Genomic DNA, 25,427 nt, shown 5'->3' with positions numbered 1-25,427 from the left:
CACTTTAATTTATTAATACTTATTGGTACCAACTGTGCCTCCCCGGGCGTCATTGCTGAGCGTTAGCGTGGCAATTCGATCGAATAATCGTGGATTAGTTCTCCGTTAGGTAGGGGCTGTGGGTTACCATTTGGCCTGTGGATGTTCATTTTCTTTGCCTTAGCCGCAAAGAAAACGAACCAAAAGAAAAGGCCAAGTCAAAGCGACGCTTCCGCCCGCCCTGCCGGTTCTTAACGCTTTCTCGCCGCATGCGCGGACTTCGACGCTAAACCGACATTCCCGCCATACTCCCGGCCCGCCCGCTTTGACGTTTGGGCCGCCGCTTTTAATAAAGAGCACTAAGAAAACCCCTTAATTCTAAAAATTCCGGTTCATACAAACGAATGGACCGGTAGTTTCCTTAATGCGGCATTAGCGTGTTGTCGGATAGCACAGGCATTGCTTTACCACACCCTTTAACAGCGACACGGTACAGCCGCGTGTTTTTTCTTTGGTTCGTTTCTTTTTTGCGACAAAAAAGAAATGAACATCCACAGGCCATACAACTTAAAACTACCATTCCTAATAACACACTAATTGCCATTGCCCTTCCATATCATTTTTATGCTATAAATGCCATTTGGCATAATATTTACCAGCCTTTATCGATTGCCGCCTCTGTTTCTACCAACTGCGTTAATATAGCTTTTAGCATCGCTTCGCGGGCCCATTGTTGTTCTACCAGGGTAGCGTCCTGCTGGTACCAGGTAATGGCCTCGTTGATCTGTACGCGGGTTTTGTAAACAAACTGTTTGTTGGGGTGCACGCGCTGGCCCTCGTAACTGTTCAGGTTTTCGGTAGTGATCACCTTGGCAAAGTTTTTCAGGCTGATATCCAGCTGCAGGCATTCATCCAGCGAGTTCTTGAAGTCCTGTTTGTCCTCCAACCATAGGGTCAGGTGATCGTCGGTAAGGTCGTGGTCGGCAATGCAGATACGGCTGTAGTTGTAATCTACCGTGATGATGAGCCACCACAGCTGGGTTTTGATTTTTTGTGCGATTTTTATCATGATTATTTAGTTAGTTTCCCAATAGCGGGATATTGATTAGTGATTAGTCGATGGTTAATAGATAATGGTTGATGGTTCATGGAGAAGTTAAAACCTTTGTCCTTCCCCGGCTTTTCGCCTTTAACCTTTCCCCTCCAAAAAAGGAGGTACCCATCCGGGGATATACTGCTGTATGGCGGCTATCTCCGCGCGGTATTTGTTGCAGGCGGTTTGGTAGCCCTGGTAGCGTTGGGTCAGTTCATCGTTGATAAGGGTGGTTGTCCCGTTCTTTTTTTTAGTGCGCAGGGCGCAGTAGGCTATATGCATGGGTTATATATAATTTAGCTTATTTATTGTTGATCTTTAAAGTCCCCTAACGGCGGAGATTTAGAGGGGTTAATAAAGTATATTCTTTAAGTTCTGTATGCATAATATTTGGATTGTTGATTTTTAGTTTTAAATTAGCAATTATCGAACGAACAAATATAAAGAAATATCTTTAATTAAATAAAGAAATATCTGTAATTATTTTTTATTGCTATGGATGACCTGTCAAAACCGAATAAAATAAAAACAGTAAGGCCTGAAACACTCGAGTTTATTATCCTGTACAACCAGTTGCGTGGCCGGGCTTTTAATAATAATAGCGAGCTGGCCGATGCCCTTGGCTTCAATTCGGCGAGTTCTATTACCGAAATCATCAAGAGCCGCCAAAACATCGACCCTGAAAAACTAAAGACCTTTAAAGAAAAATATGCGGAGCACCTTGGCGGCGCAAAAAGGAACGCGGATAAACCCGCTGCCATGCATCGCGAAGAAGGCATCCCCATGTATGATATTATAGCTACGGCATCGGGCGTGGAGGTGTATAACGATATAAACGATTCGCAATCGGTAGGCCGCATGAATTTCCCGGGGATAGAGGAGTGCGATTTCGCGCTGCCGGTTTGGGGCCACTCGATGTACCCATACCTGGAGAACGGCTGCTGGGTTGCCCTCAAAACTATCAACGATAAAAAGATATTACCAGGCGAAGTGTATTACATAGAATGGGGCGATTACCGCATGTACAAACGCCTGCTGGCCAGCGATAACCCCGAAGAAGTGATAGCGCACTCAGATAATGTAACAGAAATGGTTGCCGGCCGCCTAAAATATGCCCCGTTCCCCATCCGCATAGATGAAATTAAAAAACTATGCCTGGTAAAGGATATCCATAAAAAGCATAACCATTAGTGGATGTGCAGATATGCAAATGTGCGGATATGCAGATGTGCAGATGTGCAGATGAAAAGTTCGCAGTCCGAAAGATAAATACAAAGAAATGTCATTTCGAAGGAGCGTTAGCGAGGAGAATACTTCTACGTGTGCATGTCGAAATTTGCAGGATGTTGAAATTTGTTACATGAAGATCAAAAAAATAAATCCGGAATCTAAAATCGTAATTCTAAAATCAAAATGATCCGCCTTGCTACCTTAACCGATATTCCCGCCATCATGCTTGTTATAGCCGAAGTTGTGCCCATTATGCGTGCGGCCGGCAATTTACAGTGGGACGATAAATATCCCAACCCACAAATTTTTGAGGATGATATTAACGCCGGCCAACTTTGGGTGGCGGATGAAAATGGCGAAATTGCAGGCCTGACCGCCATCACTACCGAGCAATATCCCGAGTATGCGCAGGTTGGCTTGGATATTACTGAAGAAGCGATTGTAACCCACCGACTGGCGGTTAGTGCGCGGTTTAGGGGCAGGGGCTTAGCCGCCGATCTTCTTTACCAGGCCGAGGTTGTGGCGCTTGCCCGTGGCATCCACACGTTACGCATAGATACTAACTCGCAAAACCATGCTACGCAGCAGCTTTTCCCAAAATTGGGGTACTGTTTAAAAGGCGAAATAACGTTAGAATTTAGGCCGGGCCTCAGCTTTGTATGTTTCGAAAAACGGCTGGATTAACCCGCTTACTCAAAAAACAAACTGAATGTAAACGTGTGCAGCGATAACTTGCTGATAGGCGAAGCAAATGGCGTATTATCGGCAACCAATATATTGCCAATACTATTGGTCAATTTTATCTCTGGTGACAGCTTAAAATATTCAAAGTAAATATCAAACCCAAAGCCCGCCTCGTACGATGGATATCCGCGCACGTTGCGCAAAAGGCGCTCGGTAGGGGCGGTGTTGGGCTGGTCCTTTTTTGAGCCTATGGCACCCGAGTATTTTATCCCGCCTATTAAATAAGCGCGGGCATTCCCTAACCTGTCCGATTTTAATTTCAACTGCAGCGGGAAATCAACTGTAGTGGTTTGCACGGGCTTGACCACATCCTGGGCTGGGTCCACATAATTATAGGTAACGGACCTGTCCGAAAATACCAGCGACGGGGTAATCCTGGCCTCCAGGTGTTCCGTTAGGCGGTAGCGGGTCAAAAAACCAACCGCGAAACCGGGCGTACTTTTAGAACTGATGGCATTTAGCGGCGTGCTTACGTTCGCGCCCGTTTCCGGGTCTACAAAAGGCGTTTGCCAGTTGGGTTGTTTGATTATCTTAAAACTGTTTGATACGTACGAGAAGGAAAAGCCAAAACTCAGGTCGTTTTGGTCGGCGCCGCCGCCCCATGCCTGCGCCCGCAGCAAATTGCTGCAGCCTATGAGCATTATGGTAATGAAGAGGCGGGTTTTGATCATTTAGTACCAGTGTAAATGGAACAGATACCAAACGCCAAAGGGCGCTGTTTGGTATTTTTAAAGCCTGCTTTTTGCATCAACGTAGTAAACGCTTCACCATCCGGGAAAGCCGCAACAGACTCCGGCAGGTAGGTGTATGCCCTGGCATCTTTAGAAAATAGCTTGCCAATACCCGGCGTTACGTAGTTAAAGTAAAAAGCGTAAAGCTGTTTTATCGGGAAGCCTTTTGGTTTCGAAAACTCCAGCACCACGGCCTTGCCACCCGGTTTCAACACCCGGTGAATATCGGCCAGTCCGGTTTCTAAATTTTCAAAATTACGCACGCCATAAGCCACTGTAACCGCGTCAAATTCATCAGCCTCAAAGGGCAACTTTTCCGAATCGCCCAGTTTAACCTCAAACTTGTCGCCAAGGCGGCGTTTAGCAATTTTTTGGTCGGCAATATCCAGCATCCCGCGCGAAATATCCACACCAATAATTTTCTTAGGCTTCAGGATCTTTAGAGCCTCAAACGCGAAATCGCCGGTACCGGTAGCCACATCCAGTATCAGTTGGGGCTTATCGTCCTTCAATTCGTTGATCGCCTTTTTGCGCCAGATGATATCTATCCCCAGCGACATAAAATGATTCAAAAAATCGTAAGTTTTAGAAATGTTGTTAAACATATCGGCCACCTGCTCTTTTTTGGTGCCCTGCTGGTTTTGGTATGGTGTTACAGTTTTGCTCATTGTGTGTAGCGGCAAAGATAAGTATTGGAGTTCATAGTTCATGGGTTATAGTTGATGGTTAAGGTGCTGGGGGTTGGAAGGCGGGAGCGGACTTTGAACTTTCTACTTTGAACTTTACACTAACTATGGCGTTGCCTGCGGCCCGGGCTTTCCGTTGCAACTCCTCATTACAGGCTGCTGATAAAAGCAGCCCTGCATTCCGGGGTTTCCACTGCAATCCCTACCGCGATTGCATTTGATAAGGGATAAAATTATTTCCCTACTATTTTTTTCCGGTGTACAATTCCCCAGTCCGAAAGATTGTTGATGATGGTTTGCAGCGTATCCCCATGTTCCGTAAGTTCGTATTGTACGGTTATGGGTTGTGTATCTAAAACGGTTCGTTTTATCAAATGGTTTATTTCCAATTCTTTTAATTCTTTGCTCAACATTCTGTTAGAAATTCCACTAACATCATTCAAAATATCCGAAAACCGCCGTTTGCCATAACAGCAAATGGATGATATGATGGAGATCTTCCATTTCCCGTTCAGTACGTCCATTGAATCCCTTACGGATCTCATTTTTTTCTTGAGCTCCTCTTGATAATTTGCTATTTGTTGCATAATAATGTTACTTGGTTACACCTGTGTTACTGTTACTTTTCGGTATAAAGTTACTAAAAGTAACTTATCTAACCTACCTTTGTTGTACAAATATTAAGTAATAGAAATAATGAGTAAATTAAAAAACAAAGTAGCGATCATAACAGGTGCATCAAAAGGGATAGGTGCAGCCATCGCAAAACACTTCGCGGCAGCGGGCGCTAAGGTTGTGGTAAATTATGCCACCAGTAAAGACGGAGCGGATAAAGTGGTTAAAGCCATAACCGATAACGGAGGCACAGCCATCGCGGTACAAGCCGATGTATCTAACGAGGCCGATGTAACCAGGCTGTTTGATGAAACAGAGAAGGCTTTTGGCACGTTGGATGTTTTGGTAAACAACGCGGTTTACCAGCAATTCCTCCCTATCGAACAGGCATCCGTAGAAGCTTTTCATCAGCATTTTAACGTAAATGTTTTGGGCCCTGTACTTACTATCCAGGCATCGTTAAAGCTTTTTGGCGATAAGGGCGGTAATATCATCAATATCAGTTCGGGTGCAAGCAAATCGCCGATGGCGGGAGTCTCGCTGTACTCTGCAAGTAAAGCGGCGTTAGATGCCATAACTATTTCTTTATCGAAAGAGTTGGGTGTAAAAAACATCCGCATCAATTCTATTTTGCCGGGCGCTACAGAAACAGAAGGAGCGACCAGCGCGGGAGTTACTGCCGGCAGCGAGTATGAAAAAATGTTTGTTGCCAACACCCCGCTTGGCCGTAGGGGCCAGCCCGGGGATATCGCGAAAGCTGCCGTTTTTCTTGCGTCTGATGACGCAGCCTGGATCACGGGCGAGCAAATTTCCGTTTCGGGTGGTATGTATGGTTTTTAAACATTAACAAAAGAACGAGGAATAAAATCAAAACATCTATTTTTGATTTTATTCCTTAGATACTTGTAAGATGTCCAATTTTGAAGCGCTGTTCGATTACGTTCAAACATTATCAGGCAAAATGCTTTCAGCGGATGAGAAGCAGGTGTTTAGGGCACATTTCAAACCCAAAAAACTCCGGAAGCGGCAATATTTTTTACAGGAAGGGGATGTTTGTAAATACACCGGCTTTATTGTAAAGGGATCTGCCAGGACGTTCACGGTAGATGAAAAAGGGCATGAGCATATCCTTAAATTAAGTGTCGAAAACTGGTGGCTGGCCGATTTTGAAAGCTATTACCAGTTAACGCCAAGCCGCTTTAATATCGAAGCACTGGAGGACCTGGAGCTGCTGCAAATAACGAATGCGCAGGCCGAGGAGTTTATAAAACCCATCCCTGCTTTTTCGGCCATGCAAAATGTGATCAGTCAAAATAACACTATTGCAGCGCAGAAAAGGATGCAATCCGCCATCAGCAATTCGGCCGAAGGGCGTTACCAGGAACTGGTTAATGATTATCCTCATTTCCTACAGCGGTTCCCGCAAAACATGATCGCTTCTTACCTGGGTTTATCCCCCGAAACTTTGAGCAGGCTAAGGAAAAACGCTTTAAAATAGATTGATTTATATCAAGCGTGTTTTATGATATATGTCAAGGCACAGCCCGTTACAAGGCCGCACCTTTGGATATAAAGTAAAATAATATAAATCATGAGTAAATTAAAAAACAAGGTCGCCGTAATTACAGGCGGCAATAGCGGTATTGGATTTGGCATTGCGGAAGCATTTAAAAACGAAGGCGCGGTCGGGGCTATCGTCGGCAGAAATCAGGAAACTTTAGATGGCGCTGCGGCCCGCCTTGGCGATAATTTTATTGCTATAAATGCCGATGTAACTAACCCTGCCGACCTGGAAAGCACGTTTGCAGCAATAGCTGAAAAGTTTGGTAAAATAGATGTGGTTGTGGCCAATGCGGGTGGTGGAGCTGTGGGGACTGTAGCAACTCTTGGTGAAGCCGACTATGACAAGGCGATGGATCTAAACCTGAAAAGTGTTTACTTCACCGTTAATAAAGCGCTGCCTTATATGAATGATGGCGCTTCTATTATTTTGATCGGGTCGAATGCAGCACATCGGGCATATCCGTCATTTGGCCTTTATGGTGCCGCAAAAGCGGCGGTGATCTTTTTTGCAAAGGCGTTTTCTAACGACCTTTTAGATAGAAAGATCAGAACAAATGTAATAACACCGGGTACAACAGATACGCCGGCGTTTGACAAGTTTGTTCCCGCAGAACAAATTAAGGCTTTAAAAACGCACTTCGCAAGTGTAATGCCAATAGGCAGGATCGGGCAACCATCGGATATTGGCAAAACAGCCGTTTTCCTGGCCTCTGACGACTCTTCGTTTATGCTTGGTGCCGAAATCCTTGTTGATGGCGGGATGACCTATTTGTCTAAATAAGTAAATCACCGATGGACGGGTTGATTACCTGTGCCATTAATTAATTAAATTAAAAAAAATCATCATGAGTAATTCAGAAAATAATGCAACGAGCTATGCTATAATCGGCTTTGGCAGTATAGGCAAAGCCCTTGCCAAAGCATTTGCCCGCAAGGGGATTAAAGTGTCCGTTGCAACCACACGCAGCCCGGAGAGCTTTGCATCAGATGCAGCCGCGATTGGCGCCGGGATCATTCCCGCAACACTGGCGGAAGCCGTGAAGGCGGACGTTATTTTTTTGGCTGTGCATTTCGAGTCGCACCCGGATGTCGCAAAGGCATTGCCCAACTGGCAAGGGAAGATCATCGTTGATGTAACCAATGCCTACGGCGTACCTCCCGAAAAGATGGGAGGACTACCTTCTGCCCGGTTTGTCGCGCAGGCCTTCACCGGTGGCAAATTGGTTAAAGGTTTTAACCATTTGATCGCTGCCGTACTAAACCAGGATCCGGCCGTACATGGTGGCCGCAGGGTTGTGTTCCTGGCGAGTGACGATGCCGGCGCGGCAGCAGAGATCAGCGCGCTTGCAGAAGACCTTGGTTTTGCACCAGTAAAACTTGGCGGGCTTTCCGACGGCGGGCTGCTTGTGCAGGCACGCGGAAATAGCTGGGGTCAGCTCATCTTTCAGGACTTGGTCAAGTTCGATTGAAGGAAGGCATCCTTGCGGATGGCGGTATATTTAATGCCTTCTCCGTGAGATGAAAACATCAATAACTATTACCGGCAATAGGATATGCCCGCGATCATCGTATACGCGGCATATTCCGTTGCCGGTTTTTTGGTTGATTACGGAAGCTGATAGCTTTCCGAAATATCATTCCTTCTACCGGGATAGCCTACCAATAAAATACCAACCCTAAAACAATTCCCTGACCAATGGCCGTTCCCCCCATGAACCATACCTATCAACTATTCACTCCAACTATGAACTATCAAACAAAAATTATACCTTCACTTTTCTACAAACAACTAAACTATATACCTCACTATTATGAAAGAAAATCCCGAAGCATCCCGCAGGGGCTTTATTAAAAAACTGGCAACTACAGCGGCAGCGGTAACCGCGGGCAGCAGCTTACTGGCTGCCGATAAGCACAGCTTTCATTACCTGAAACAAAAGTATAACCAATATGGCCCTAACGACCAGGTGAACATCGCCCTGATTGGTGCCGGCGGTATGGGTACGCAGGATGCCATTGTTGCCCTGCAGGTGCCCGGTGTAAAACTGGTTGCCGTGTGCGACCTTTACGACGGCCGGCTTAAAGAAGCGAAAACCCGTTGGGGCGCCGATATTTATACTACCAAAATTTACAAAGAGATCCTGAACCGCAAAGATATTGACGCGGTAATTATAGCCACCCCGGATCATTGGCACCAGCAAATTTCTGTAGATGCCATGCACGCCGGCAAGCATGTTTATTGCGAAAAACCAATGGTACACTCGGTGGCCGAAGGCCCCGCGGTTATAAAAGCGCAGAAAGAAACCGGGAAGATCTTCCAGGTGGGCAGCCAGGGGGTATCATCATTAGGGAACGAAAAAGCGCACGAACTTTTAAAAAGCGGCGCCATTGGCGAACTTAATTACGCAGAAGGTTTTTGGGCGCGCCGCGCGCCCGTCGAAGTTTGGCAATACCCTATCCCTGAAGATGCATCGGCACAAACGGTAGATTGGGAAACTTACGTATCTAACGTCCAAAAACGCCCGTACGATTCCAAGAGGTTTTTCCGCTGGCGTAACTATACCGATTACGGAACAGGCATGGCTGGCGACTTGTTCGTTCACCTGTTCAGCAGTTTGCACTTCATAACCGGATCTATGGGGCCGAACAAAATTTACGCCTCGGGCGGGTTACGTTACTGGAACGATGGCCGCGAAGTGCCTGATGTTTTATTGGGCACGTTTGATTACGGCAAAACGATGGCGCACCCGGCGTTCAACCTTTCGCTGCGCTGTAACTTTGTGGATGGCACCAGCGGCACAACTTACCTTAAACTGGTAGGCAGCGAGGGTTCTATGGATGTTACGTGGGATAGCGTTACCCTTAAACGTAACAAAATGATCGCGTCTGACGATCCCTTCTATATCGAAAAAATGCGCAAGGCGGGCCAAAGCGATGCAGGCCGTAAACATATCCTGCCGCCCGAAGAAATTACCTACAATGCCGAAAAAGGCTACCTGGGCGGCCCGTACGATCACATGAATAACTGGATCACGGCCATCCGCACCAACGGCAAAATTACCGAAGATGCCATCTTCGGTTACCGCGCCGCAGCCCCGGCACTTTTGTGTAACGACAGCTACTATAAAAACACCCCCATGTTTTGGGATCCCGAAAAAATGAAAATGGTGAGTAAATAACTGTAGGCATAATGATCAGATCGAAAAATTTCTGGATAGGCGCTGTTTTGCTGGCTATTATACCTATTTTACTAATTGACCTGGGCGAATACTATGTGGCTTGGCAAAAAGAGGTACGAGAGCCAATTGTTGAGGTTGTGCAAAATTTTAAGGATATTAACAGTGCGCAAAAGGCAGGCATTTTAGATACCGTATTTGAAAAAAATCAAAGCTTAATTCAACTATCTGCTTTAAAGGGTGGTGTTAGCATTGTATTTTTATTGATCGGGGTATATTTGTTAAGGCGGTATGCCAAAACTCAAAAACCAACATTTTTAAAACCCGCTTTTACATTTGCAGGGTTGGTGGTTGTATTTATAGCTGCAAAAATATTATTAGCAATGGCTATAAATACCCCAGCCGGTGCAACATTTATTACGGTTGATGCCGGCGAAACATCCTTTAAAAGCATCATTGGTAAAAATTTTAAAGGCAAGGTAGTTTACGTTGATTTTTGGGGCACTACCTGCGGGCCATGCCTGCTGGAGTTTGCTAATTTTACCCATCCTGTAAAAGACCATTATAAAGCACGTAATGATATTGCATACCTTTATATATCTGGCGGTAACAGGTATCTGTGGAAAAAACAGATCGAAAAATTTCATGTTACCGGGTCGCACCTGTTTTTAGAAGGGGAGGAGTATGAAAAACTCTATCGCGACGCATTAAGTGACAACCAAGCAGAGGTTTTAATGCCCCATTATTTGATCATAAATAAACAGGGCAATATTGCGGTTGCCGATGCCGCGCGACCAAGTGATTACTCACTGTTAACTGCCCAGTTAGACAGAAACTTGAAATAGTATGTTCTACATAGTAAAGGCCCCAATTATCGGGGCCTTTGATTTAATAAAACTTGGGTAATGGGTTTAACCTCGTATCCTGGCGTTGGTGCCAGTAGGGGTAAATAGGGTCGCGGTCGCTGGCGGCATCCAGTTTTTTTACCTGCTCGGTAGTAAGGTTCCAGCCCACAGCGGCAAGGTTTTGTTTTAACTGCTCTTCGTTACGTGCGCCAATAACCACATTGGCAACGGTAGGGCGCTGCAGTAACCAGTTAATGGATACCTGCGCTATCGATTTGCCGGTTTCTTCGGCTACTTCATCCAGGGCATCTACAATGGTATAAAGGCGTTCAAAATCGGTTTCGGGGCCGTGGCTGCCACCCTGGCTGCGGCGGTTATCCTGCGGGATAGGCTGCCCCCTGCGGAACTTGCCACCCAACTGGCCGGATGCCAACGGGCTCCAAACAATGGTGCTCACTTTTTGGTCGATCCCTAACGGCATCAGTTCCCATTCAAATTCGCGGTCTAATAACGAATAATACGCCTGGTGCCCAACATATTTTGCCCAGCCGTAACGTTCAGATACCGAAAGCGATTTCATCAAATGCCAGCCCGAAAAGTTGGAGGCTGCAATGTACCGTACCTTTCCGCTGCTGATCAGGTCATCCAATGCGCGCAGGGTTTCTTCAACCGGCGTGTTGCCGTCAAAACCGTGCATGTGGTAAATATCAATATGGTCGGTTTTTAATCGGCGCAGGCTATCCTCTGCCGATTTAACCAAGTGATATCTTGATGAACCGTAATCATTTGGCCCGTCGCCCATTTTAAAGGTGGCTTTGGTAGATATCAGCACTTTATCGCGCAAGCCTTCCAGCGCCTGTCCTAAAATTTCTTCGGAGATGCCGCCCGAGTAAACGTCGGCCGTATCAAACAGGTTAACCCCTGCATCAAGGCAAAGATGAATCAGCTTTTTCGCATCATCAAGCTGGGTATCGCCCCAGGCCTTAAAAAACTCGCCCGAGCCGCCAAATGTAGCCGTGCCAAAGCTAAGTACCGGCACGTGTAAACCCGATCCGCCTAATTGTCTGTATTCCATTGATGTATGTTTTTGTGGTGTGATGTATTAATAATACCCAAACTTCTCAGATAGTTTTAAAGTTTATATCATGGTAATAACATAAATGGAATAAGGGCCAAATCATCTGCTTGGCTGGTAATAGTCAATTAGTTCTTTGTTAGGAATGGGCTTTTCTAAGTTGTGGGCCTGTGGATGTTCATTTCTTTTCTCTCAAAAGAAACGAACCAAAGAAAAGTCGCGGCAGAACCGTGTCGCTGTTAAAGGGTTTGGTAAGGCAGTGCCTGTGCTATCCGCAACACGCTAAGGCCGCATTTAAGAAAGTATTGTTGGGTTCATCAAACTCGTTTTCCAAAGAGCGTCGGCCTAAACGTCAAAGCGCGAGGGCCGGTTGTGGCGGGCGAAAAAATAAACATCCACTGATGACTCATATTACTTACTGCCAATCCTAATGAAACACAAATAGCAGACCTGTCCTTTGTGCGATTGCCACGTACCTTGCAATCACGGATTGTTGTAGAACACACCCTTAACCCCTCTCAAGAGGGGAACTGCTGCTCCTTACTATAAAAAGACAAAATAAGTCAACATAAAAACATAATTTCGTTGCCGATAGTTACATTACCTATGGCAAAGATCGCATTAATAACAGGCGCCACCGCGGGGATAGGCGAGGCCTGCGCCCACACCTTCGCACGCGAGGGTTACAACCTGATCCTCACCGGCCGCCGTATGGATAGGCTGGAAAAGATAGCGCACCACTTAAATGATAAATATAACGTAGAGGTAGCCGTATCATCATTTGATGTACGCAACCGCGAACAGGTTATTCAAAGCCTGGAAGGGCTGCCCGCCGACTGGAAAAAGGTTGATGTGCTGGTAAACAACGCCGGCCTCAGCCAGGGGCTCGACCCGATCCAGAACGGCAGTTACGACGACTGGGAAACCATGATAGATACCAATATTAAAGGCCTGCTGTATGTAAGCCGGGTAGTATCTAACTGGATGATCACCAACGGTTACGGCCATATCATCAACTTAGGCTCGATAGCCGGGAAAGAGGTTTACCCTAACGGGAATGTGTATTGCGCCACCAAGCACGCGGTTGATGCCCTTAATAAAGGTATGCGTATGGACCTGAATGATAAGGGGATCCGGGTATCTGCCATACACCCCGGCGCTGTGGAAACCGAATTTTCTGAAGTGCGCTTCAAGGGTGATAAGGACCGCGCCAAAAAAGTATACGACGGTTTTGAACCGCTGGTGGCAAACGATGTTGCCGAAACCATCTGGTTCATCGCATCGCGACCCGCGCATGTAAATATCAACGACCTGGTAATTATGCCAACCGCGCAAGCCTCGGCAACCAATATTTTTAGGAAGAATAGTTAAGTCGGAAAGTCGGTGAAGTCTGATAAGTCCGAAAGACGAAAAGATACATAACTTATTAATTATAAATTACACTTCCGGACTTTCCGACTTATCGGACTTTCGGACTAAATACTTAAAGCCATGTCATTACTTACCCAAATAGACCAGGATATAAAACAAGCGATGTTAAGCAAACAGCCCGACAGGCTTAGGGGGCTGCGTGCTATAAAATCGGCATTGTTGCTGGCTAAAACAGAAAAAGGCGCTACCGACGAATTAACCCAGGATGCCGAGATAAAAGTGTTGCAAAAACTGATCAAACAACGTAAAGAATCTGCCGACATTTACAAAACACAAGGCCGCGAAGACCTGTACGATATTGAAATGGCAGAAATGTATGTGATTGAGCCGTACCTGCCGCAGCAAATGAGCAAGTTTGAGATAGAGGGTTTTATACAGGAAGTTATTGAACGGCTTGGCGTTACATCTGTAAAGGATATGGGCCGTGTAATGGGTGTTGCCAATAAAGAACTTGCAGGCCGTGCTGATGGCAAAACGGTATCTGAAGTGGTAAAACAACTCTTAGGCTAAACGCCGCGTAAATAATTATTGAAGTTAAAGCTGGCAAACTATCTTAATAATTATAATTTTACAACAAAGCAGACTGTAATTAATTTCGGTCTGATATATTTACCAAAATACTTACACCAGCCACACTATGGATTATGTGCTTAAAGAAGAAAAGGGTTTCACTTACATCGAGGAGGGGCAGGGCGAACCGCTGTTGCTGCTTCACGGGTTAATGGGCGCTTTAAGCAATTGGGACGATGTTATCCGCGAGTTTAGCCCAAACTACAGGGTTATAATTCCGTTACTACCTATATATGATATGCCTTTGTTAACTACGGGAGTCCGCGCGTTATCAAAATTCGTACATAAGTTTATAAAGTTTAAACAGCTTAGCAATGTGGTGCTTTTGGGCAACTCGCTTGGCGGCCACGTTGGTTTGGTTTATGTGCTGGCTCATCCGGGCTATGTTAAAGCGTTGGTTTTGGCGGGCAGTTCGGGCTTATATGAAAATGCTTTTGGTGGTTCGTTCCCGCGCCGCGAGAGTATCGATTTTGTGAGGGAAAAGGTGCAATACACCTTTTATGACCCCATTATAGCTACCGAAGAAATGGTACATGAAATACATGTAATGATCAACGACAGGCATAAGGTGCTTAGGCTATTGGCTATGGCAAAATCGGCCATCCGACATAACATGAAAGACGAGCTGCGTAAGATTACCATGCCTGTATCGTTAATTTGGGGCCGGGACGATAAAATTACCCCGCCCGAGGTTGCGCTTGAGTTTAACGAACTGTTACCAAACTCGGAACTGCATTGGATAGACAAGTGCGGCCACGCCCCAATGATGGAGCGCCCGAAAGAATTTAACGAATACGTAAAACTGTTTTTAGAAAAGTTAAAAAAATAAAATATGCTTGCAATTGAGCTTATATCTGATGCGATACCGCCGGTACATACTTCTGATACCATCCAGAAGGTGTTTGACCGTATGGCAGAGTTTCGCGTTTGCCATTTGCCAATTGTAAACGAGGATCAGTTCCTGGGCCTTATCAGCGAGGATGACCTGATAGAGGAAACCGACTATAACGCGCCCATCGGGTCGTTGGCCTTATCGCTGGTAAACCCTTACGTTTTAGAGGAGCAGCATATTTACGATGTTATCCGCCTGTTTTATGAGCGCAAACTTAGCGTGGTGCCGGTACTCAATAATAAAAAGGACTACCTGGGCATGATCAGCATCAACACCATGAACGAGTACTTCGCCAAGCTTACCTCGGTATCCGAGCCGGGCGGTATTATTGTTTTGGAGGTTGACAACAAGAATAATTCGCTTGCGCACATGTCGCAGGTGGTAGAGTCTGATAACGCGCAGATCCTGAGCTCGTACACCCGCACCTTCCCGGATAGTACCAAAATGGAAGTAACCCTAAAAGTGAACAAGCAGGATATTTCTAATATACTGGCTACATTTCAACGTTATAATTACGACGTAAAGGCCACCTTCAACTTCACCGACCACAACGACAATTCTATGGATAGGTTTGATTCGTTCATGAATTATTTGAACCTGTAAACCCTTATATGAAAATAGCAGTTTACGGCAGGCAGTTTAACGATCCATCGGTGTTCCCGTACATCCGCCAGGTGTTTGACAGCCTCGCGCAGCACAAGGTTGATGTTTATGTTCACCCGGTTTTAAACGAATACTTACAGGGTAATGTAGATACCAGCACCTGCGCCATCCTTAATTGCGATGAACCCATAAAAGGTAATGTAGATGTTTTTATAACCCTTGGGGGGGATGGTACCCTGCTTGATATGGTTACCCTGGTGCGCGATTCGGGCGTGCCGGTTATCGGTATCAACTTTGGCAGGCTTGGCTTTTTGGCCAGTATCAACAAAAGCGATATTGCCGCTGCCATCCACGCCGTGGTAAACCAGGAATTTTCTTTAGATGCCCGCGAGTTGCTGATGATAGATTCTGAACTAAAGATCTTTGGCGACAATAACTTCGCCCTTAATGATGTAACCATCCATAAGCGCGACGATAGCGCCATGATAACCACCCACGTATCGTTGGATGGTGAGTTTTTGAACTCGTACTGGGGCGATGGGCTTATTGTATCTACGCCAACAGGATCTACCGCGTATTCGTTAAGTTGTAACGGGCCAATCATCTTCCCGCAATCAAATAGTATAGCGCTTACACCCGTGGCGCCGCATAATTTGAACGTAAGGCCGGTGGTACTGCCGGATACCAGCGAACTTACGCTGGATATTGATTACCGCGGCAATAATTACATCGTATCTTGCGATAGCCGCACCGTTATTGTGGACAAACCCATGCAGTTTAAGGTTTACAAGGCCGATTTTAAGCTAAATTTGGTACGCCTGAATAATGAAAGCTACTTATCTACGTTAAGGAAAAAACTATTATGGGGTTTAGATGCCCGTAATTACTAATTGATCCTTGATGCTCAAATTATATGCCTTTTGTATTTTACTGTTCATCAGCATAAATGTGCAGGCGCAACAAACTTGGGAAATTGGCGGTAATATTGGCGCGGCCGGTTATATAGGCGATTTGAATATTAATAACCCCATTAAACCCAGCGGCGCGCAGGCAGGCCTTTTTGTAAAGCGTAACTTTAACCGTTACCTGGGCCTAAAACTAAACTACAGTTTTGGGCAAATAAGCGGCGATGACAGCCAATCGTCGAGCCAGCAGCTTCGCGATCGTAACCTGAGCTTTAAAACCCCAATAAATGAACTTAGTTTAATGACTGAGCTTAACTTTATGAGTTACATACCAGATGCGGGCAAAAACAAATACACACCTTATATATACCTCGGGGCCGGTATAGCATCATACGCGCCAAGGGCCGAGTACCACGGCCGTATTGTTGGTTTACGGCCGTTGAAAACTGAAGGGCAAAGCAACCCCTACTCAAAAACAGCTATTGTTATCCCGTTTGGTGCCGGGCTCAAATACAACTTTTCGGGCAAATGGACCGTTGCTGCCGATCTTGGCTATCGCTTCACCAATACCGATTACCTGGACGATGTAAGTAAAAACTACGCCAACAAAGGTTCGTTTAATAGCGAGATAGCCAGAGCACTGTCAGACCGTTCTGGCGAAAAGACTGGTTTTAATACAGGCACAGCCGGCTCACAGCGCGGCGATTACCGCCCCAACGATTTTTACATGTTTGTAGGCTTTACCATATCTTACACTTTTGTAACTCAGGAGTGTTATTACTAAATTTTAAATTCCCTCGCCTTGGATGGTGTGTAGGGTCGTGATGTGGCAGGGGGGCTCTGCTTTATGCGGATTTTGCAAAAAACTTGCCTTAGTAAGAGGAAACAAGCTTTCAATTTAACTCAACCGGTCATTGCTTCGCTCGACCACCCTCTCTTCGCTACGCGGAAAGAGGGTTGAAAATAGTCTTCACCTTTTAATATTTAACTCACCCGGTCATTGCTCCGCTCGACCACCCTCTCTTCGCTGCGCGTAAAGAGGGTTGAAAATAGCCTTCACCCTTTAATATTTAACTCACCCGGTCATTGCTCCGCTCGACCACCCTCTCTTCGCTACGCGGAAAGAGGGTTGAAAATAGCCTTCAGCTTTTAATATTTAACTCACCCGGTCATTGCTTCGCTCGACCACCCTCTCTCCGCTACGCGTAAAGAGGGTTGAAAATAGCCTTCACCCTTTAATATTTAACTCACCCGGTCATTGCTCCGCTCGACCACCCTCTCTTCGCTACGCGGAAAGAGGGTTTGAGAATATTTTTTTCTTCACCCTCTTTGCGCAGCAGAGAGGGTCGACTAACGTAGTGCAGTCGGGGTGAGTAAACTACGCATTAAATATAGCCTTACTAAGTAAGGCTCAATAATCAAAATATAAAATCTTATAATTTGATTATTACAAAATTTAATTTGGTTTATTGAAACAATACAGTATATTTATATGTTTAATTACATGTAACCAATTGTTTCACCTTAAACTATATTACCATGGCCGAATTAAATTCAACCCCGGAAAAATCAGGCACTAAAACCCGCTCAAAAAAAGCCGCGTTAAGGGTAGACCTTACCGCTATGGTTGATCTTGCCTTTCTGCTTATCACCTTTTTTATGCTTACCACAACGTTGAGCAAACCCAAGGCCATGGATGTAACCATGCCCGTGGGCGACGAGCCGGGCGGCCAGGCACAATCGCGCACCATGACCATCTGCCTGGGAAAAGATAACAAGGCCATGTATTACCTCGGTATGGCCGATCATCCCATTATTCCAGCCACTATTACTAATTATAGCGGTAGCGGCCTGCGCCACGCTATAATGGAAACCCGCAAACAAGTACAAAAAACCACCGGCAAAAGCATGCTGGTAATTATAAAGCCTGCCGAAACATCCGTTTACGGCAACCTTGTAAACACCCTCGACGAAATGAAGATAACCGATGTGCAGCAATACGCCATTGCAGATATCGCCCCAAAAGATATTAGTTTGTTGAAAGAGCAGCAGGCGTATTAAAGGCAATTGAATAATAAACCGCTTTTGTTGGTGCAACACCAGCAAAATGTTTATTATTCGCAGAGCTTAGCATACGGGTTGTTGATGACAACACCAACAACGGCAAAAAAAAGCCTATCCCCAGCCCTATCCTAAGTAGAGGGTGGCCGGGCAATCTTTTCTTCACCCTCTTTGCGCAGCAGAGAGGGTCGGCCAACGTAGTGAAGCGGGGTGAGTAATCTATGCGAGCGGAAAATCCCGGACATCCAAAACCACCCTCCGATACAATTATTTCTTTTTTGCCGCATACTAAAATAAATACAATTAAGTTTTACCTTTGTCACCTGAAAAAAAGGGCATAAGTTGTTGAGGGCTTTGCTAAAAACTTTTTAATTTTAACAAGGCAATAGGCGCTACAGTTCATAAGCAACTGTTAACACCGTTCGGGAAATGAGTTATAAGGACCAGATAGATCTTCAAAAATTACCCCGCCACATAGCTGTTATTATGGATGGCAACGGCCGCTGGGCTAAGGGTAAAGGCAAGTTAAGGGTGTTTGGCCATCATAACGGCGTGCTATCTGTACGTGATATTGTAGAGAGCGCCGGCGAACTGGGTATCGAATACCTTACCCTGTACACCTTTAGTGCCGAAAACTGGAACCGCCCCAAATTTGAAGTTACCGCTATAATGGAACTGCTCATCAGCACCCTTAATAAGGAGATTGCCAAGCTGATGAAAAATAACGTGCGCCTAAACGCCATAGGCGACCTTAAGGCCCTACCCGGCAAATGCCACAAGGAGTTAGAGAATGCAATAAGCAAAACGGCGGGTAATACCGGGCTGGTGCTTACACTTGCATTAAGCTACAGCAGCCGTGGCGAGATGGTACAGGCCGCTAAAAATATAGTAGCCAAAGTACAAAGCGGGGAATTAAACCCTGCAGATATTGATGAACAATTGTTTGAAGATAATTTATATACCGGCGGTATGCCCAACCCCGAACTGTTGATCAGGACGAGTGGGGAGTACCGCATAAGTAACTATTTACTGTGGCAAATTGCCTACGCCGAGCTGTACTTCACCACCAAATTATGGCCCGACTTTAGGCGCGAGGATTTGTATGAAGCTATACTTGATTACCAAAAACGCGAGCGCCGTTTTGGGATGACGAGCGAGCAGGTAAACTAAATTTTTACTTTTAACACTTTTTAACAACTGTATAAATTATTTTTAGCCCACTAAAATATTCGAATGAATAAAGTTTTTTTTGCTCTACTCTTCTCTGTTATAAGCACTGCAGCAATGGCTCAGGTAGGCAGCCAAAGGCAATCAGCACTGTCTGGCAGCTCTGTCCCGGCAGATAGTTTAAGTTACCTTAACCCTAAAGATTATATTATAGGTGGTATCACCGTATCCGGCGCCAAATATTTGGATAAGGATGTGTTGCTTACCATATCTAAACTTAATAAAGGCGACAAGATAAACCTGCCCGGCGAAGCAAACGCCAACGTGATAAAGGATCTGTACAAACAGGGCCTTTTTGATAATGTGCAGCTTAATGTTACCCGCTTTAATGGCGATACCATTTATCTGGAGATAGCCGTAATAGAGCGCCCGCGTTTATCGCGTTTGCACATTACGGGCATCCGAAAGGGCGAGATAGAGGACGTAAATAAAAAACTGGCAGATAAAACGGGTAAGATCGTTAACGAAAACTTACTGAGCACAACATCAGCTATCATCAAAAAACACTTTAATGAAAAAGGGTACCTGAACACCACAGTTACCATGACACAAACCAAGGACCCCGGGGATGCCAATAGCGTTATACTGGACGTCGCGGTAGACAAAAAATCTAAGGTTAAGATCAATAGTGTAGATTTTGATGGTAACAAGGCGTTTAGCGATGCCCAGTTGCGCAAGCTGTTGAAGAACACCCGCGAGAAAAAGGTCTATAATATCTTTGGTTCTAAAAAATTCAAACAGGATAAATACGAAGAAGATAAGCAAACGCTTGTCGAGAAAATGCAGGCCAAAGGTTACCGCGATGCCGAAGTAATAAGCGATACCGTTACCAAACACGATGAAAAAACTGTTGACGTAAAAATTAAAATTTACGAAGGCCCCAAATATTACTTTGGTAAGGTTAAATTCTCCGGTAATGCCCGCTACCCGTCAGAAGTATTGGAGCGGATCTTACGTATCGAAAAAGGACAGGTATTTAGCGAGGACGAATTAGAAAAACGTTTAACAGGCCCAACACCAAGTAATGACGACGTATCATCATTATACCTTAACGATGGTTACCTGACCTTTAATGCCGACCCGGTACAAACCAGGATCTATAATGATACTGTCGATCTGGATATCCGTATCTACGAGGGCCCGCAATACACCATTAACCGCGTTATATTAAAAGGTAACGATGTTACCAACGATAAAGTGGTAATGCGCGAGATCCGTACCAAACCGGGGCAAAAATTCAATAAGGAATTATTGATCCGCAGTGCTCGTGAGATTGGCCAATTGGGTAACTTTGATGAGCAAAAAACTGAGCCAAGGCCTACAAATATTAACCCTGCCGATGGTACGGTAGATCTGGTTTACAACGTAGTTGAAAAACCATCAGATCAGATAGAACTTTCAGGTGGTTTTGGCGGTGGCCAGTTAGTGGGTACTTTAGGCTTAACGTTCAACAACTTTGCGTTGCGTAACCTGTTTAACCTTAAAGCATACAAACCGTTGCCAAAAGGCGATGGGCAGAAATTGAGCTTAAGGGGGCAATCGAGCGGGCGTACCTATCAAAACTTCTCGTTCACTTTCTCCGAGCCATGGTTAGGTGGTAAAAAACCTATTTACTTCGCGTTATCGGCTTATACACAAGGTAGCTCTACAGGGCAGTATTACCCTAAAACCAGCCCTAACTATAATAAGTTGCGCATCAACGGTGTGGGTATTACTTTGGGTAAGCGTTTAAACTGGCCGGATAACTACTTCCAGTTAAACTACTCGCTTAACGTAGATCATTACGATCTGGATAACTACGGTGGTTACCTGTTCCAGAACGGTACATCATACAACATTAAATTAACGCAGGAGCTTAGCCGTAACTCGGTTGATGTGCCTTTGTACCCAACATCGGGTTCAAACATAAAATTAACCATACAGGCAACACCGCCATACTCGGCTTTCAACAGCATTAACTATAAGGTTGCAACACCAGAAGAGCGTTACCATTTTGTAGAGTACTACAAATGGAAGTTTGATGCACAGTGGTTCCAGCGTATAACCGGTAAATTGGTATTAATGTCGCAGGTGCGTTTTGGTTACCTGGGCCAGTATAACGCGTTGGTTGGTCCGTCTCCGTTCGAGCGTTTCAAACTGGGTGGCGATGGTATGCAAAGCTACCAGTTCCTGCAAGGTACAGATGTGATAGGTTTACGTGGTTACGAGAACTTCTCGATAGTGCCCGAGGGATCAAGGCTTAATGCCAATACCAACCAGGGTAGTGCTATCTACAATAAATACACTATGGAGTTAAGGCACCCGGTAATTACAGGCCAGTCTGCAACGATATTCTTACTGGCATTTGCAGAAGGTGGTAACGTTTGGGATAATTTTAGCCAGTTTAGTCCGTTTAATGTAAGGAAATCTGTAGGTGTAGGTGCAAGGATATTTTTACCGATATTTGGTTTACTTGGTTTAGATTACGGTTACGGTTTCGACAAGATCCCTAACCAGCCCGATGCCAACAAAGGCCATTTCCACTTTACTATATCACAAAGCTTAAGTGGCGGGTTTAATTAATTTGTAAAACGAATTATTATAATGAAGAAGATAATTTTAATACTATTTGTTACGTTTGCAACATGCACCGCCGCAATGGCGCAGCGCTTTGCTTATGTAGATTCTGATTATATTTTGAAACACATGCCGGAATATGCTTCATCGCAAAAACAGCTGGCAGCACTTTCAGAATCGTGGCAGAAGGATGTTGACGGCCGTTTCCAGGAAATCGACCGCCTGTACAAAGCCTACCAGGCCGACCAGGTGCTAATGACGCCGGATATGCGTAAACGCCGCGAAGCAGAAATTGTAGATAAGGAGAAGCAAGCGAAGGATTACCAACGCCAGATATTTGGCCCTGATGGCGAGCTTTCTAAAAAAAGTAACGCGCTGATTAAACCAATACAGGATAGGGTGTCTAAAGCTGTACAGGCCGTAGCCGAAAGCGAAAGCCTTGATATGATATTTGATAAAAACAGCGAAGTGATTATGTTGTACGCAAGTCCGCGTTATAATAAAAGCGATGCTGTAGTAACCCGCTTAGGTTTAAAACCGGGTGTGTTTGCTAAATAAAGATTGTATATTTATAATTAGAACTATTTTTTTAAACACCAGAAGAACACAAATGAAAAAACTATTTAAAGTTGCTTTAGTTGCAGCAGCTATGTTATTTGCAGGCAACTTTGCCCAGGCTCAATCAAAAATTGGCCACATTAATTTCCAGCAGTTGATCGATTTTATGCCCGAAACCAAAACTGTAAAATCTCAGCTTGAAATTTACCAGAAACAATTCATTGACCAACTAACTACAATGAATAACGAATACCAAACCAAAGGCCAGGCTTACCAAACCAAACGTGCCGGTATGACCGATGCTGCACGTACAGCTTCTGAAGCAGATCTGCAGGACATCGCAAAACGCCTACAGGATTACCAAACTTCATCTCAGCAACAAGTTGAAGCTAAACAACGTGAGTTGGGTAAACCATTGATCGATAAAGCACGTGGCGCGGTTAGCGCGGTAGCTAAAGAAAAAGGTTACGGTTACGTATTAGATACCACCAGCGAATACCTGGTAGTATCACCGGATGCTGATGACCTGATGCCAGCTGTAAAGGTTAAATTAGGATTAAAGTAATCTTAAATTAAATTATTTAGAAAGCGCCTCCAATTCGGGGCGCTTTTTTTATTTTTGATGATATGGCAACAGGCAGCCCAATAGGGGTATTTGATTCGGGTATAGGTGGTTTAACGGTTTTCCGCTCCATAGTAGAGCAGATGCCCGGTTACGATTACTTATACCTGGGCGATAACGGCCGCGCCCCTTACGGTAACCGCTCGTTTAAAACCATTCACCAGTACACCTGGGAGTGCGTGCAGTGGATGTTTAAGCAAGGGTGCCCGTTGGTGATACTGGCCTGCAACACCGCATCGGCCAAGGCCTTGCGCACCATACAGCAGCAGGATATGCCCGGCATGCATAACGATAAACGCGTGCTTGGAGTTATCCGCCCCACTGCCGAGGTAATTGGGAATTACACCCAAACCAAACAGGTAGGGGTGTTGGGCACACAAGGAACCGTACAATCAGGCTCGTACCTGTTAGAGATAGCACATTTTGCCCCCGATATTAAAGTTTACCAACAAGCCTGCCCGCTTTGGGTACCCCTCATAGAGAACGGCGAATACAACAAGCCCGGCGCGGATTATTATGTGCAAATGTACCTGGACCAGTTGATGGCACAATCGCCGGATATTGATACCATACTGCTGGCCTGCACCCATTACCCGCTGTTACAGGAAAAGATAAAAGCCCACCTGCCCGCAAACATAAATGTAGTAGCCCAGGGCGATATTGTAGCTACCAGCCTGGTAGATTACCTGCAACGCCACCCCGAAATGGAGCAGCGCCTAAGCAAGCAAGGCGGCCGCCAATTTTACACCACCATTGATGACACCCCCGACTTTGACCATCACGCCTCCCGGTTCTTCGGCAACGAAGTAAAGAGCGAGTTTGTTGATGTAAAACCGGCGTGTTAGCTTTTAACAAATCCCCTCTTGAGAGGGGTAGGGGTGTGTTATACAAGCAACCAACGTTATATCATTGCGAGCAATAGCGCGGCAATCGCACGCAGGCCATCCGGCGATTAGTTCTTCGTTAGGCGCGTTTATGTTTTTGAATGAGCGGACTGCCATTAATAAAAGCACTGGCGTAATATAGAAGCACAAACCTAATATGTGGGGTGCTGAAACAAGTTAGCATAACATTATGGGAAATCTGCAGGCCACTTATCGCTGCAATCCCATCGTGCAACGCAAAAAAAACTACCAAAACAGTCAACTATCCTTAGCATTTATTAAGTTTGCAACCCAAAGCAATTGCCCTTGAATTATTACATTACATATTTTATTGTAGCAGCAGGTTTATTTGCTTTTGTGGCCCTGTTTACCATGTTTGGCGTATATGCCGAACGTAAGGTGAGCGCCTTTATTCAAAACCGCCTCGGGCCGACAGAAACGGGCAAGTTCGGCTCCCTGCAGGTACTGGCCGATATGATGAAGATGGCGCAAAAGGAACTTATTATCCCCGCCGCGGCAGATAAGATCCTGTTCCTGGCGGCACCCGTTATAATTTTCATCGGGGTGTACCTCGCTTTTGCTGCCCTGCCCTGGGGGCCGGGACTCATCCCAGCTAACATCAATATCGGGCTTTACTATATATTCGCGATCATATCCATCGAAACCCTGGGCATACTGATGGCCGGTTGGGGGTCCAATAATAAATATTCCATATTGGGGGCAATGCGGTCTGCCGCGCAGATCATTTCTTACGAGATCCCGGCAGGGTTCGCGCTGATCTCCGTTGTGATGATAGCACAGACCCTAAACCTGCAGGATATTGCCATGCAGCAGGGCATCCTATCGGCAGAGAAAACTAAGTTCTTCGGCTTTTGGGATGTATCACAAATTGGGGGCATCCTGTCATGGAATATTTTCCAGGCGCCGCATTTGATGGTGGCTTTTGTGATCTATTTCATTGCTTCGCTGGCAGAAAGTAACCGCGCACCGTTCGATATTCCCGAGGCCGAATCTGAACTGGTGGCGGGTTTTCATACCGAGTTTACCGGTTTGCAATTCGCGCTGGTGTTTTTGGCCGAGTACTCGATGATGTTTTTGGTATCGATGGTAGGCGTAATTTTATTTTTAGGCGCATGGAACACGCCTTTACCAAACATGGGTTCGGTACATTTGGCAACGTGGACAACCGGCGCGGGCTGGGGCATCATCTGGATCCTGATAAAAACCTTATTATTAATAGGCGTACAAATGTGGATCCGCTGGACCCTGCCACGTTTAAGGGTAGACCAACTGATGAACTTGTGCTGGAAAGTACTAACCCCACTGGCATTTGCCTGCATGCTCATATCCGGCGTGTGGCGGCTGTGGGTGATGTGAGTTT

The 25,427-nt window shown here is 45.5% G+C and carries 27 protein-coding genes; 21 read left to right on the top strand and 6 right to left on the bottom strand.

All coding sequences use genetic code 11. The features are described 5' to 3' along the window. Positions 1–631: 631 nt before the first annotated feature. A complete protein-coding gene (locus ABIB39_RS17195) occupies positions 632–1,048 on the bottom strand; it encodes a hypothetical protein (RefSeq protein ID WP_354431411.1) in 417 nt (138 codons plus the stop codon). Positions 1,049–1,168: 120 nt separating this feature from the next. After that, positions 1,169–1,354 carry a hypothetical protein gene (locus ABIB39_RS17190; protein ID WP_354431410.1) on the bottom strand — a complete coding sequence of 62 codons (186 nt, stop codon included), beginning with the start codon at positions 1,352–1,354 and terminating at the stop codon, positions 1,169–1,171. 213 nt (positions 1,355–1,567) lie between these two features. Between ABIB39_RS17190 and ABIB39_RS17185 the strand changes: the two genes are divergently transcribed. Then, positions 1,568–2,263: a S24 family peptidase gene (locus ABIB39_RS17185; protein WP_354431409.1), complete on the top strand. Its 696-nt coding sequence runs from the start codon at positions 1,568–1,570 to the stop codon at positions 2,261–2,263. A 222-nt stretch (positions 2,264–2,485) separates the two neighbouring features. Then, a complete protein-coding gene (locus ABIB39_RS17180) occupies positions 2,486–2,986 on the top strand; it encodes a GNAT family N-acetyltransferase (protein WP_354431408.1) in 501 nt (166 codons plus the stop codon). Positions 2,987–2,991: 5 nt separating this feature from the next. On the opposite strand, the gene porT is transcribed toward ABIB39_RS17180, so the two are convergent. The 3 genes from porT to ABIB39_RS17165 all read right to left on the bottom strand — a co-directional run bounded on the left by porT (position 2,992) and on the right by ABIB39_RS17165 (position 5,008). After that, positions 2,992–3,717 (bottom strand): type IX secretion/gliding motility protein PorT/SprT, encoded by a 726-nt coding sequence (gene porT, locus ABIB39_RS17175; RefSeq protein ID WP_354431407.1) that lies wholly within the window; start codon positions 3,715–3,717, stop codon positions 2,992–2,994. Beyond that, a complete protein-coding gene (ubiE, locus tag ABIB39_RS17170; RefSeq protein ID WP_354431406.1) occupies positions 3,714–4,445 on the bottom strand; it encodes a bifunctional demethylmenaquinone methyltransferase/2-methoxy-6-polyprenyl-1,4-benzoquinol methylase UbiE in 732 nt (243 codons plus the stop codon). Before ubiE ends, porT begins: the two co-directional genes overlap by 4 nt. Before the next feature lie 251 nt (positions 4,446–4,696). After that, positions 4,697–5,008 carry a winged helix-turn-helix transcriptional regulator gene (locus ABIB39_RS17165; protein ID WP_354431405.1) on the bottom strand — a complete coding sequence of 104 codons (312 nt, stop codon included), beginning with the start codon at positions 5,006–5,008 and terminating at the stop codon, positions 4,697–4,699. 151 nt (positions 5,009–5,159) lie between these two features. On the opposite strand from ABIB39_RS17165, the gene ABIB39_RS17160 reads away from it, so the two are divergent. The 6 genes from ABIB39_RS17160 to ABIB39_RS17135 all read left to right on the top strand — a co-directional run bounded on the left by ABIB39_RS17160 (position 5,160) and on the right by ABIB39_RS17135 (position 10,662). Further along, positions 5,160–5,918 (top strand): SDR family NAD(P)-dependent oxidoreductase, encoded by a 759-nt coding sequence (locus ABIB39_RS17160; protein WP_354431404.1) that lies wholly within the window; start codon positions 5,160–5,162, stop codon positions 5,916–5,918. Positions 5,919–5,988: 70 nt separating this feature from the next. Further along, positions 5,989–6,576, top strand: a complete 588-nt coding sequence (locus ABIB39_RS17155; RefSeq protein ID WP_354431403.1) for a Crp/Fnr family transcriptional regulator — start codon at positions 5,989–5,991, stop codon at positions 6,574–6,576. Between the two features lie 93 nt (positions 6,577–6,669). After that, the gene (locus tag ABIB39_RS17150; protein WP_354431402.1) at positions 6,670–7,422 is read left to right on the top strand and encodes an SDR family NAD(P)-dependent oxidoreductase; all 753 of its coding nucleotides are present in this window, start codon (positions 6,670–6,672) and stop codon (positions 7,420–7,422) included. Positions 7,423–7,486: 64 nt separating this feature from the next. Further along, positions 7,487–8,110, top strand: coding sequence for an NADPH-dependent F420 reductase (locus tag ABIB39_RS17145; protein ID WP_354431401.1), 624 nt, complete (start codon positions 7,487–7,489; stop codon positions 8,108–8,110). Positions 8,111–8,452: 342 nt separating this feature from the next. Continuing rightward, a complete protein-coding gene (locus tag ABIB39_RS17140; RefSeq protein ID WP_354431400.1) occupies positions 8,453–9,820 on the top strand; it encodes a Gfo/Idh/MocA family protein in 1,368 nt (455 codons plus the stop codon). Between the two features lie 11 nt (positions 9,821–9,831). After that, entirely contained in the window at positions 9,832–10,662 is an 831-nt protein-coding gene (locus ABIB39_RS17135) for a TlpA family protein disulfide reductase (protein ID WP_354431399.1), read from the top strand. A gap of 43 nt (positions 10,663–10,705) precedes the next feature. On the opposite strand, the gene ABIB39_RS17130 is transcribed toward ABIB39_RS17135, so the two are convergent. Beyond that, positions 10,706–11,737, bottom strand: coding sequence for an aldo/keto reductase (locus ABIB39_RS17130; protein ID WP_354431398.1), 1,032 nt, complete (start codon positions 11,735–11,737; stop codon positions 10,706–10,708). A gap of 606 nt (positions 11,738–12,343) precedes the next feature. On the opposite strand from ABIB39_RS17130, the gene ABIB39_RS17125 reads away from it, so the two are divergent. From ABIB39_RS17125 to nuoH, 13 genes are all read left to right on the top strand, one after another. Then, positions 12,344–13,108 carry an SDR family oxidoreductase gene (locus ABIB39_RS17125; protein WP_354431397.1) on the top strand — a complete coding sequence of 255 codons (765 nt, stop codon included), beginning with the start codon at positions 12,344–12,346 and terminating at the stop codon, positions 13,106–13,108. A 120-nt stretch (positions 13,109–13,228) separates the two neighbouring features. Beyond that, positions 13,229–13,678, top strand: coding sequence for a GatB/YqeY domain-containing protein (locus ABIB39_RS17120; RefSeq protein WP_354431396.1), 450 nt, complete (start codon positions 13,229–13,231; stop codon positions 13,676–13,678). A gap of 127 nt (positions 13,679–13,805) precedes the next feature. Further along, a complete protein-coding gene (locus tag ABIB39_RS17115; RefSeq protein ID WP_354431395.1) occupies positions 13,806–14,567 on the top strand; it encodes an alpha/beta fold hydrolase in 762 nt (253 codons plus the stop codon). Between the two features lie 3 nt (positions 14,568–14,570). After that, positions 14,571–15,233: a CBS domain-containing protein gene (locus tag ABIB39_RS17110; RefSeq protein WP_354431394.1), complete on the top strand. Its 663-nt coding sequence runs from the start codon at positions 14,571–14,573 to the stop codon at positions 15,231–15,233. Positions 15,234–15,241: 8 nt separating this feature from the next. Continuing rightward, positions 15,242–16,123, top strand: a complete 882-nt coding sequence (locus tag ABIB39_RS17105) for an NAD kinase (RefSeq protein ID WP_354431393.1) — start codon at positions 15,242–15,244, stop codon at positions 16,121–16,123. 10 nt (positions 16,124–16,133) lie between these two features. Then, positions 16,134–16,922, top strand: coding sequence for a type IX secretion system protein PorG (gene porG, locus ABIB39_RS17100; protein ID WP_354431392.1), 789 nt, complete (start codon positions 16,134–16,136; stop codon positions 16,920–16,922). A gap of 755 nt (positions 16,923–17,677) precedes the next feature. Further along, the gene (locus ABIB39_RS17095) at positions 17,678–18,199 is read left to right on the top strand and encodes an ExbD/TolR family protein (protein ID WP_354431391.1); all 522 of its coding nucleotides are present in this window, start codon (positions 17,678–17,680) and stop codon (positions 18,197–18,199) included. Between the two features lie 429 nt (positions 18,200–18,628). Then, positions 18,629–19,369 carry an undecaprenyl pyrophosphate synthase gene (gene uppS, locus ABIB39_RS17090; RefSeq protein ID WP_354431390.1) on the top strand — a complete coding sequence of 247 codons (741 nt, stop codon included), beginning with the start codon at positions 18,629–18,631 and terminating at the stop codon, positions 19,367–19,369. Positions 19,370–19,432: 63 nt separating this feature from the next. After that, positions 19,433–21,988, top strand: a complete 2,556-nt coding sequence (gene bamA, locus ABIB39_RS17085) for an outer membrane protein assembly factor BamA (RefSeq protein WP_354431389.1) — start codon at positions 19,433–19,435, stop codon at positions 21,986–21,988. A 21-nt stretch (positions 21,989–22,009) separates the two neighbouring features. Further along, a complete protein-coding gene (locus ABIB39_RS17080) occupies positions 22,010–22,540 on the top strand; it encodes an OmpH/Skp family outer membrane protein (RefSeq protein ID WP_354431388.1) in 531 nt (176 codons plus the stop codon). 52 nt (positions 22,541–22,592) lie between these two features. Beyond that, positions 22,593–23,105 (top strand): OmpH/Skp family outer membrane protein, encoded by a 513-nt coding sequence (locus ABIB39_RS17075; RefSeq protein ID WP_354431387.1) that lies wholly within the window; start codon positions 22,593–22,595, stop codon positions 23,103–23,105. A gap of 62 nt (positions 23,106–23,167) precedes the next feature. Next, the gene (gene murI, locus ABIB39_RS17070) at positions 23,168–24,007 is read left to right on the top strand and encodes a glutamate racemase (RefSeq protein ID WP_354431386.1); all 840 of its coding nucleotides are present in this window, start codon (positions 23,168–23,170) and stop codon (positions 24,005–24,007) included. A gap of 345 nt (positions 24,008–24,352) precedes the next feature. Continuing rightward, positions 24,353–25,423 carry an NADH-quinone oxidoreductase subunit NuoH gene (gene nuoH / locus ABIB39_RS17065; RefSeq protein WP_354431385.1) on the top strand — a complete coding sequence of 357 codons (1,071 nt, stop codon included), beginning with the start codon at positions 24,353–24,355 and terminating at the stop codon, positions 25,421–25,423. Positions 25,424–25,427 lie beyond the last annotated feature (4 nt).

The sequence above is a fragment of the Mucilaginibacter sp. UYP27 genome (genome assembly GCF_040547175.1).
Taxonomy (GTDB): Bacteria; Bacteroidota; Bacteroidia; order Sphingobacteriales; family Sphingobacteriaceae; genus Mucilaginibacter.
Note: the sequence above shows the minus strand (reverse complement) of the source record. Positions and strands in the feature narration are given on the sequence as shown.

What these genes read in the sequence shown, in the direction of transcription:
- ABIB39_RS17150 (WP_354431402.1), top strand. Translation starts at nt 6,670, where the DNA reads ATGAGTAAATTAAAAAACAAGGTCGCCGTAATTACAGGCGGCAATAGC.
- ABIB39_RS17145 (WP_354431401.1), top strand. Translation starts at nt 7,487, where the DNA reads ATGAGTAATTCAGAAAATAATGCAACGAGCTATGCTATAATCGGCTTT.
- uppS (WP_354431390.1), top strand. Translation starts at nt 18,629, where the DNA reads ATGAGTTATAAGGACCAGATAGATCTTCAAAAATTACCCCGCCACATA.
- ABIB39_RS17125 (WP_354431397.1), top strand. Translation starts at nt 12,344, where the DNA reads ATGGCAAAGATCGCATTAATAACAGGCGCCACCGCGGGGATAGGCGAG.
- ABIB39_RS17160 (WP_354431404.1), top strand. Translation starts at nt 5,160, where the DNA reads ATGAGTAAATTAAAAAACAAAGTAGCGATCATAACAGGTGCATCAAAA.
- ABIB39_RS17080 (WP_354431388.1), top strand. Translation starts at nt 22,010, where the DNA reads ATGAAGAAGATAATTTTAATACTATTTGTTACGTTTGCAACATGCACC.
- ABIB39_RS17165 (WP_354431405.1), bottom strand. Translation starts at nt 5,008, where the DNA reads ATGAGATCCGTAAGGGATTCAATGGACGTACTGAACGGGAAATGGAAG.
- murI (WP_354431386.1), top strand. Translation starts at nt 23,168, where the DNA reads ATGGCAACAGGCAGCCCAATAGGGGTATTTGATTCGGGTATAGGTGGT.
- ABIB39_RS17115 (WP_354431395.1), top strand. Translation starts at nt 13,806, where the DNA reads ATGGATTATGTGCTTAAAGAAGAAAAGGGTTTCACTTACATCGAGGAG.
- ABIB39_RS17140 (WP_354431400.1), top strand. Translation starts at nt 8,453, where the DNA reads ATGAAAGAAAATCCCGAAGCATCCCGCAGGGGCTTTATTAAAAAACTG.
- ABIB39_RS17195 (WP_354431411.1), bottom strand. Translation starts at nt 1,048, where the DNA reads ATGATAAAAATCGCACAAAAAATCAAAACCCAGCTGTGGTGGCTCATC.
- ABIB39_RS17075 (WP_354431387.1), top strand. Translation starts at nt 22,593, where the DNA reads ATGAAAAAACTATTTAAAGTTGCTTTAGTTGCAGCAGCTATGTTATTT.
- ABIB39_RS17190 (WP_354431410.1), bottom strand. Translation starts at nt 1,354, where the DNA reads ATGCATATAGCCTACTGCGCCCTGCGCACTAAAAAAAAGAACGGGACA.
- porT (WP_354431407.1), bottom strand. Translation starts at nt 3,717, where the DNA reads ATGATCAAAACCCGCCTCTTCATTACCATAATGCTCATAGGCTGCAGC.
- ABIB39_RS17120 (WP_354431396.1), top strand. Translation starts at nt 13,229, where the DNA reads ATGTCATTACTTACCCAAATAGACCAGGATATAAAACAAGCGATGTTA.
- ABIB39_RS17105 (WP_354431393.1), top strand. Translation starts at nt 15,242, where the DNA reads ATGAAAATAGCAGTTTACGGCAGGCAGTTTAACGATCCATCGGTGTTC.
- ABIB39_RS17130 (WP_354431398.1), bottom strand. Translation starts at nt 11,737, where the DNA reads ATGGAATACAGACAATTAGGCGGATCGGGTTTACACGTGCCGGTACTT.
- ABIB39_RS17110 (WP_354431394.1), top strand. Translation starts at nt 14,571, where the DNA reads ATGCTTGCAATTGAGCTTATATCTGATGCGATACCGCCGGTACATACT.
- porG (WP_354431392.1), top strand. Translation starts at nt 16,134, where the DNA reads ATGCTCAAATTATATGCCTTTTGTATTTTACTGTTCATCAGCATAAAT.
- ABIB39_RS17135 (WP_354431399.1), top strand. Translation starts at nt 9,832, where the DNA reads ATGATCAGATCGAAAAATTTCTGGATAGGCGCTGTTTTGCTGGCTATT.
- ABIB39_RS17180 (WP_354431408.1), top strand. Translation starts at nt 2,486, where the DNA reads ATGATCCGCCTTGCTACCTTAACCGATATTCCCGCCATCATGCTTGTT.
- ubiE (WP_354431406.1), bottom strand. Translation starts at nt 4,445, where the DNA reads ATGAGCAAAACTGTAACACCATACCAAAACCAGCAGGGCACCAAAAAA.
- ABIB39_RS17095 (WP_354431391.1), top strand. Translation starts at nt 17,678, where the DNA reads ATGGCCGAATTAAATTCAACCCCGGAAAAATCAGGCACTAAAACCCGC.
- ABIB39_RS17155 (WP_354431403.1), top strand. Translation starts at nt 5,989, where the DNA reads ATGTCCAATTTTGAAGCGCTGTTCGATTACGTTCAAACATTATCAGGC.
- bamA (WP_354431389.1), top strand. Translation starts at nt 19,433, where the DNA reads ATGAATAAAGTTTTTTTTGCTCTACTCTTCTCTGTTATAAGCACTGCA.
- ABIB39_RS17185 (WP_354431409.1), top strand. Translation starts at nt 1,568, where the DNA reads ATGGATGACCTGTCAAAACCGAATAAAATAAAAACAGTAAGGCCTGAA.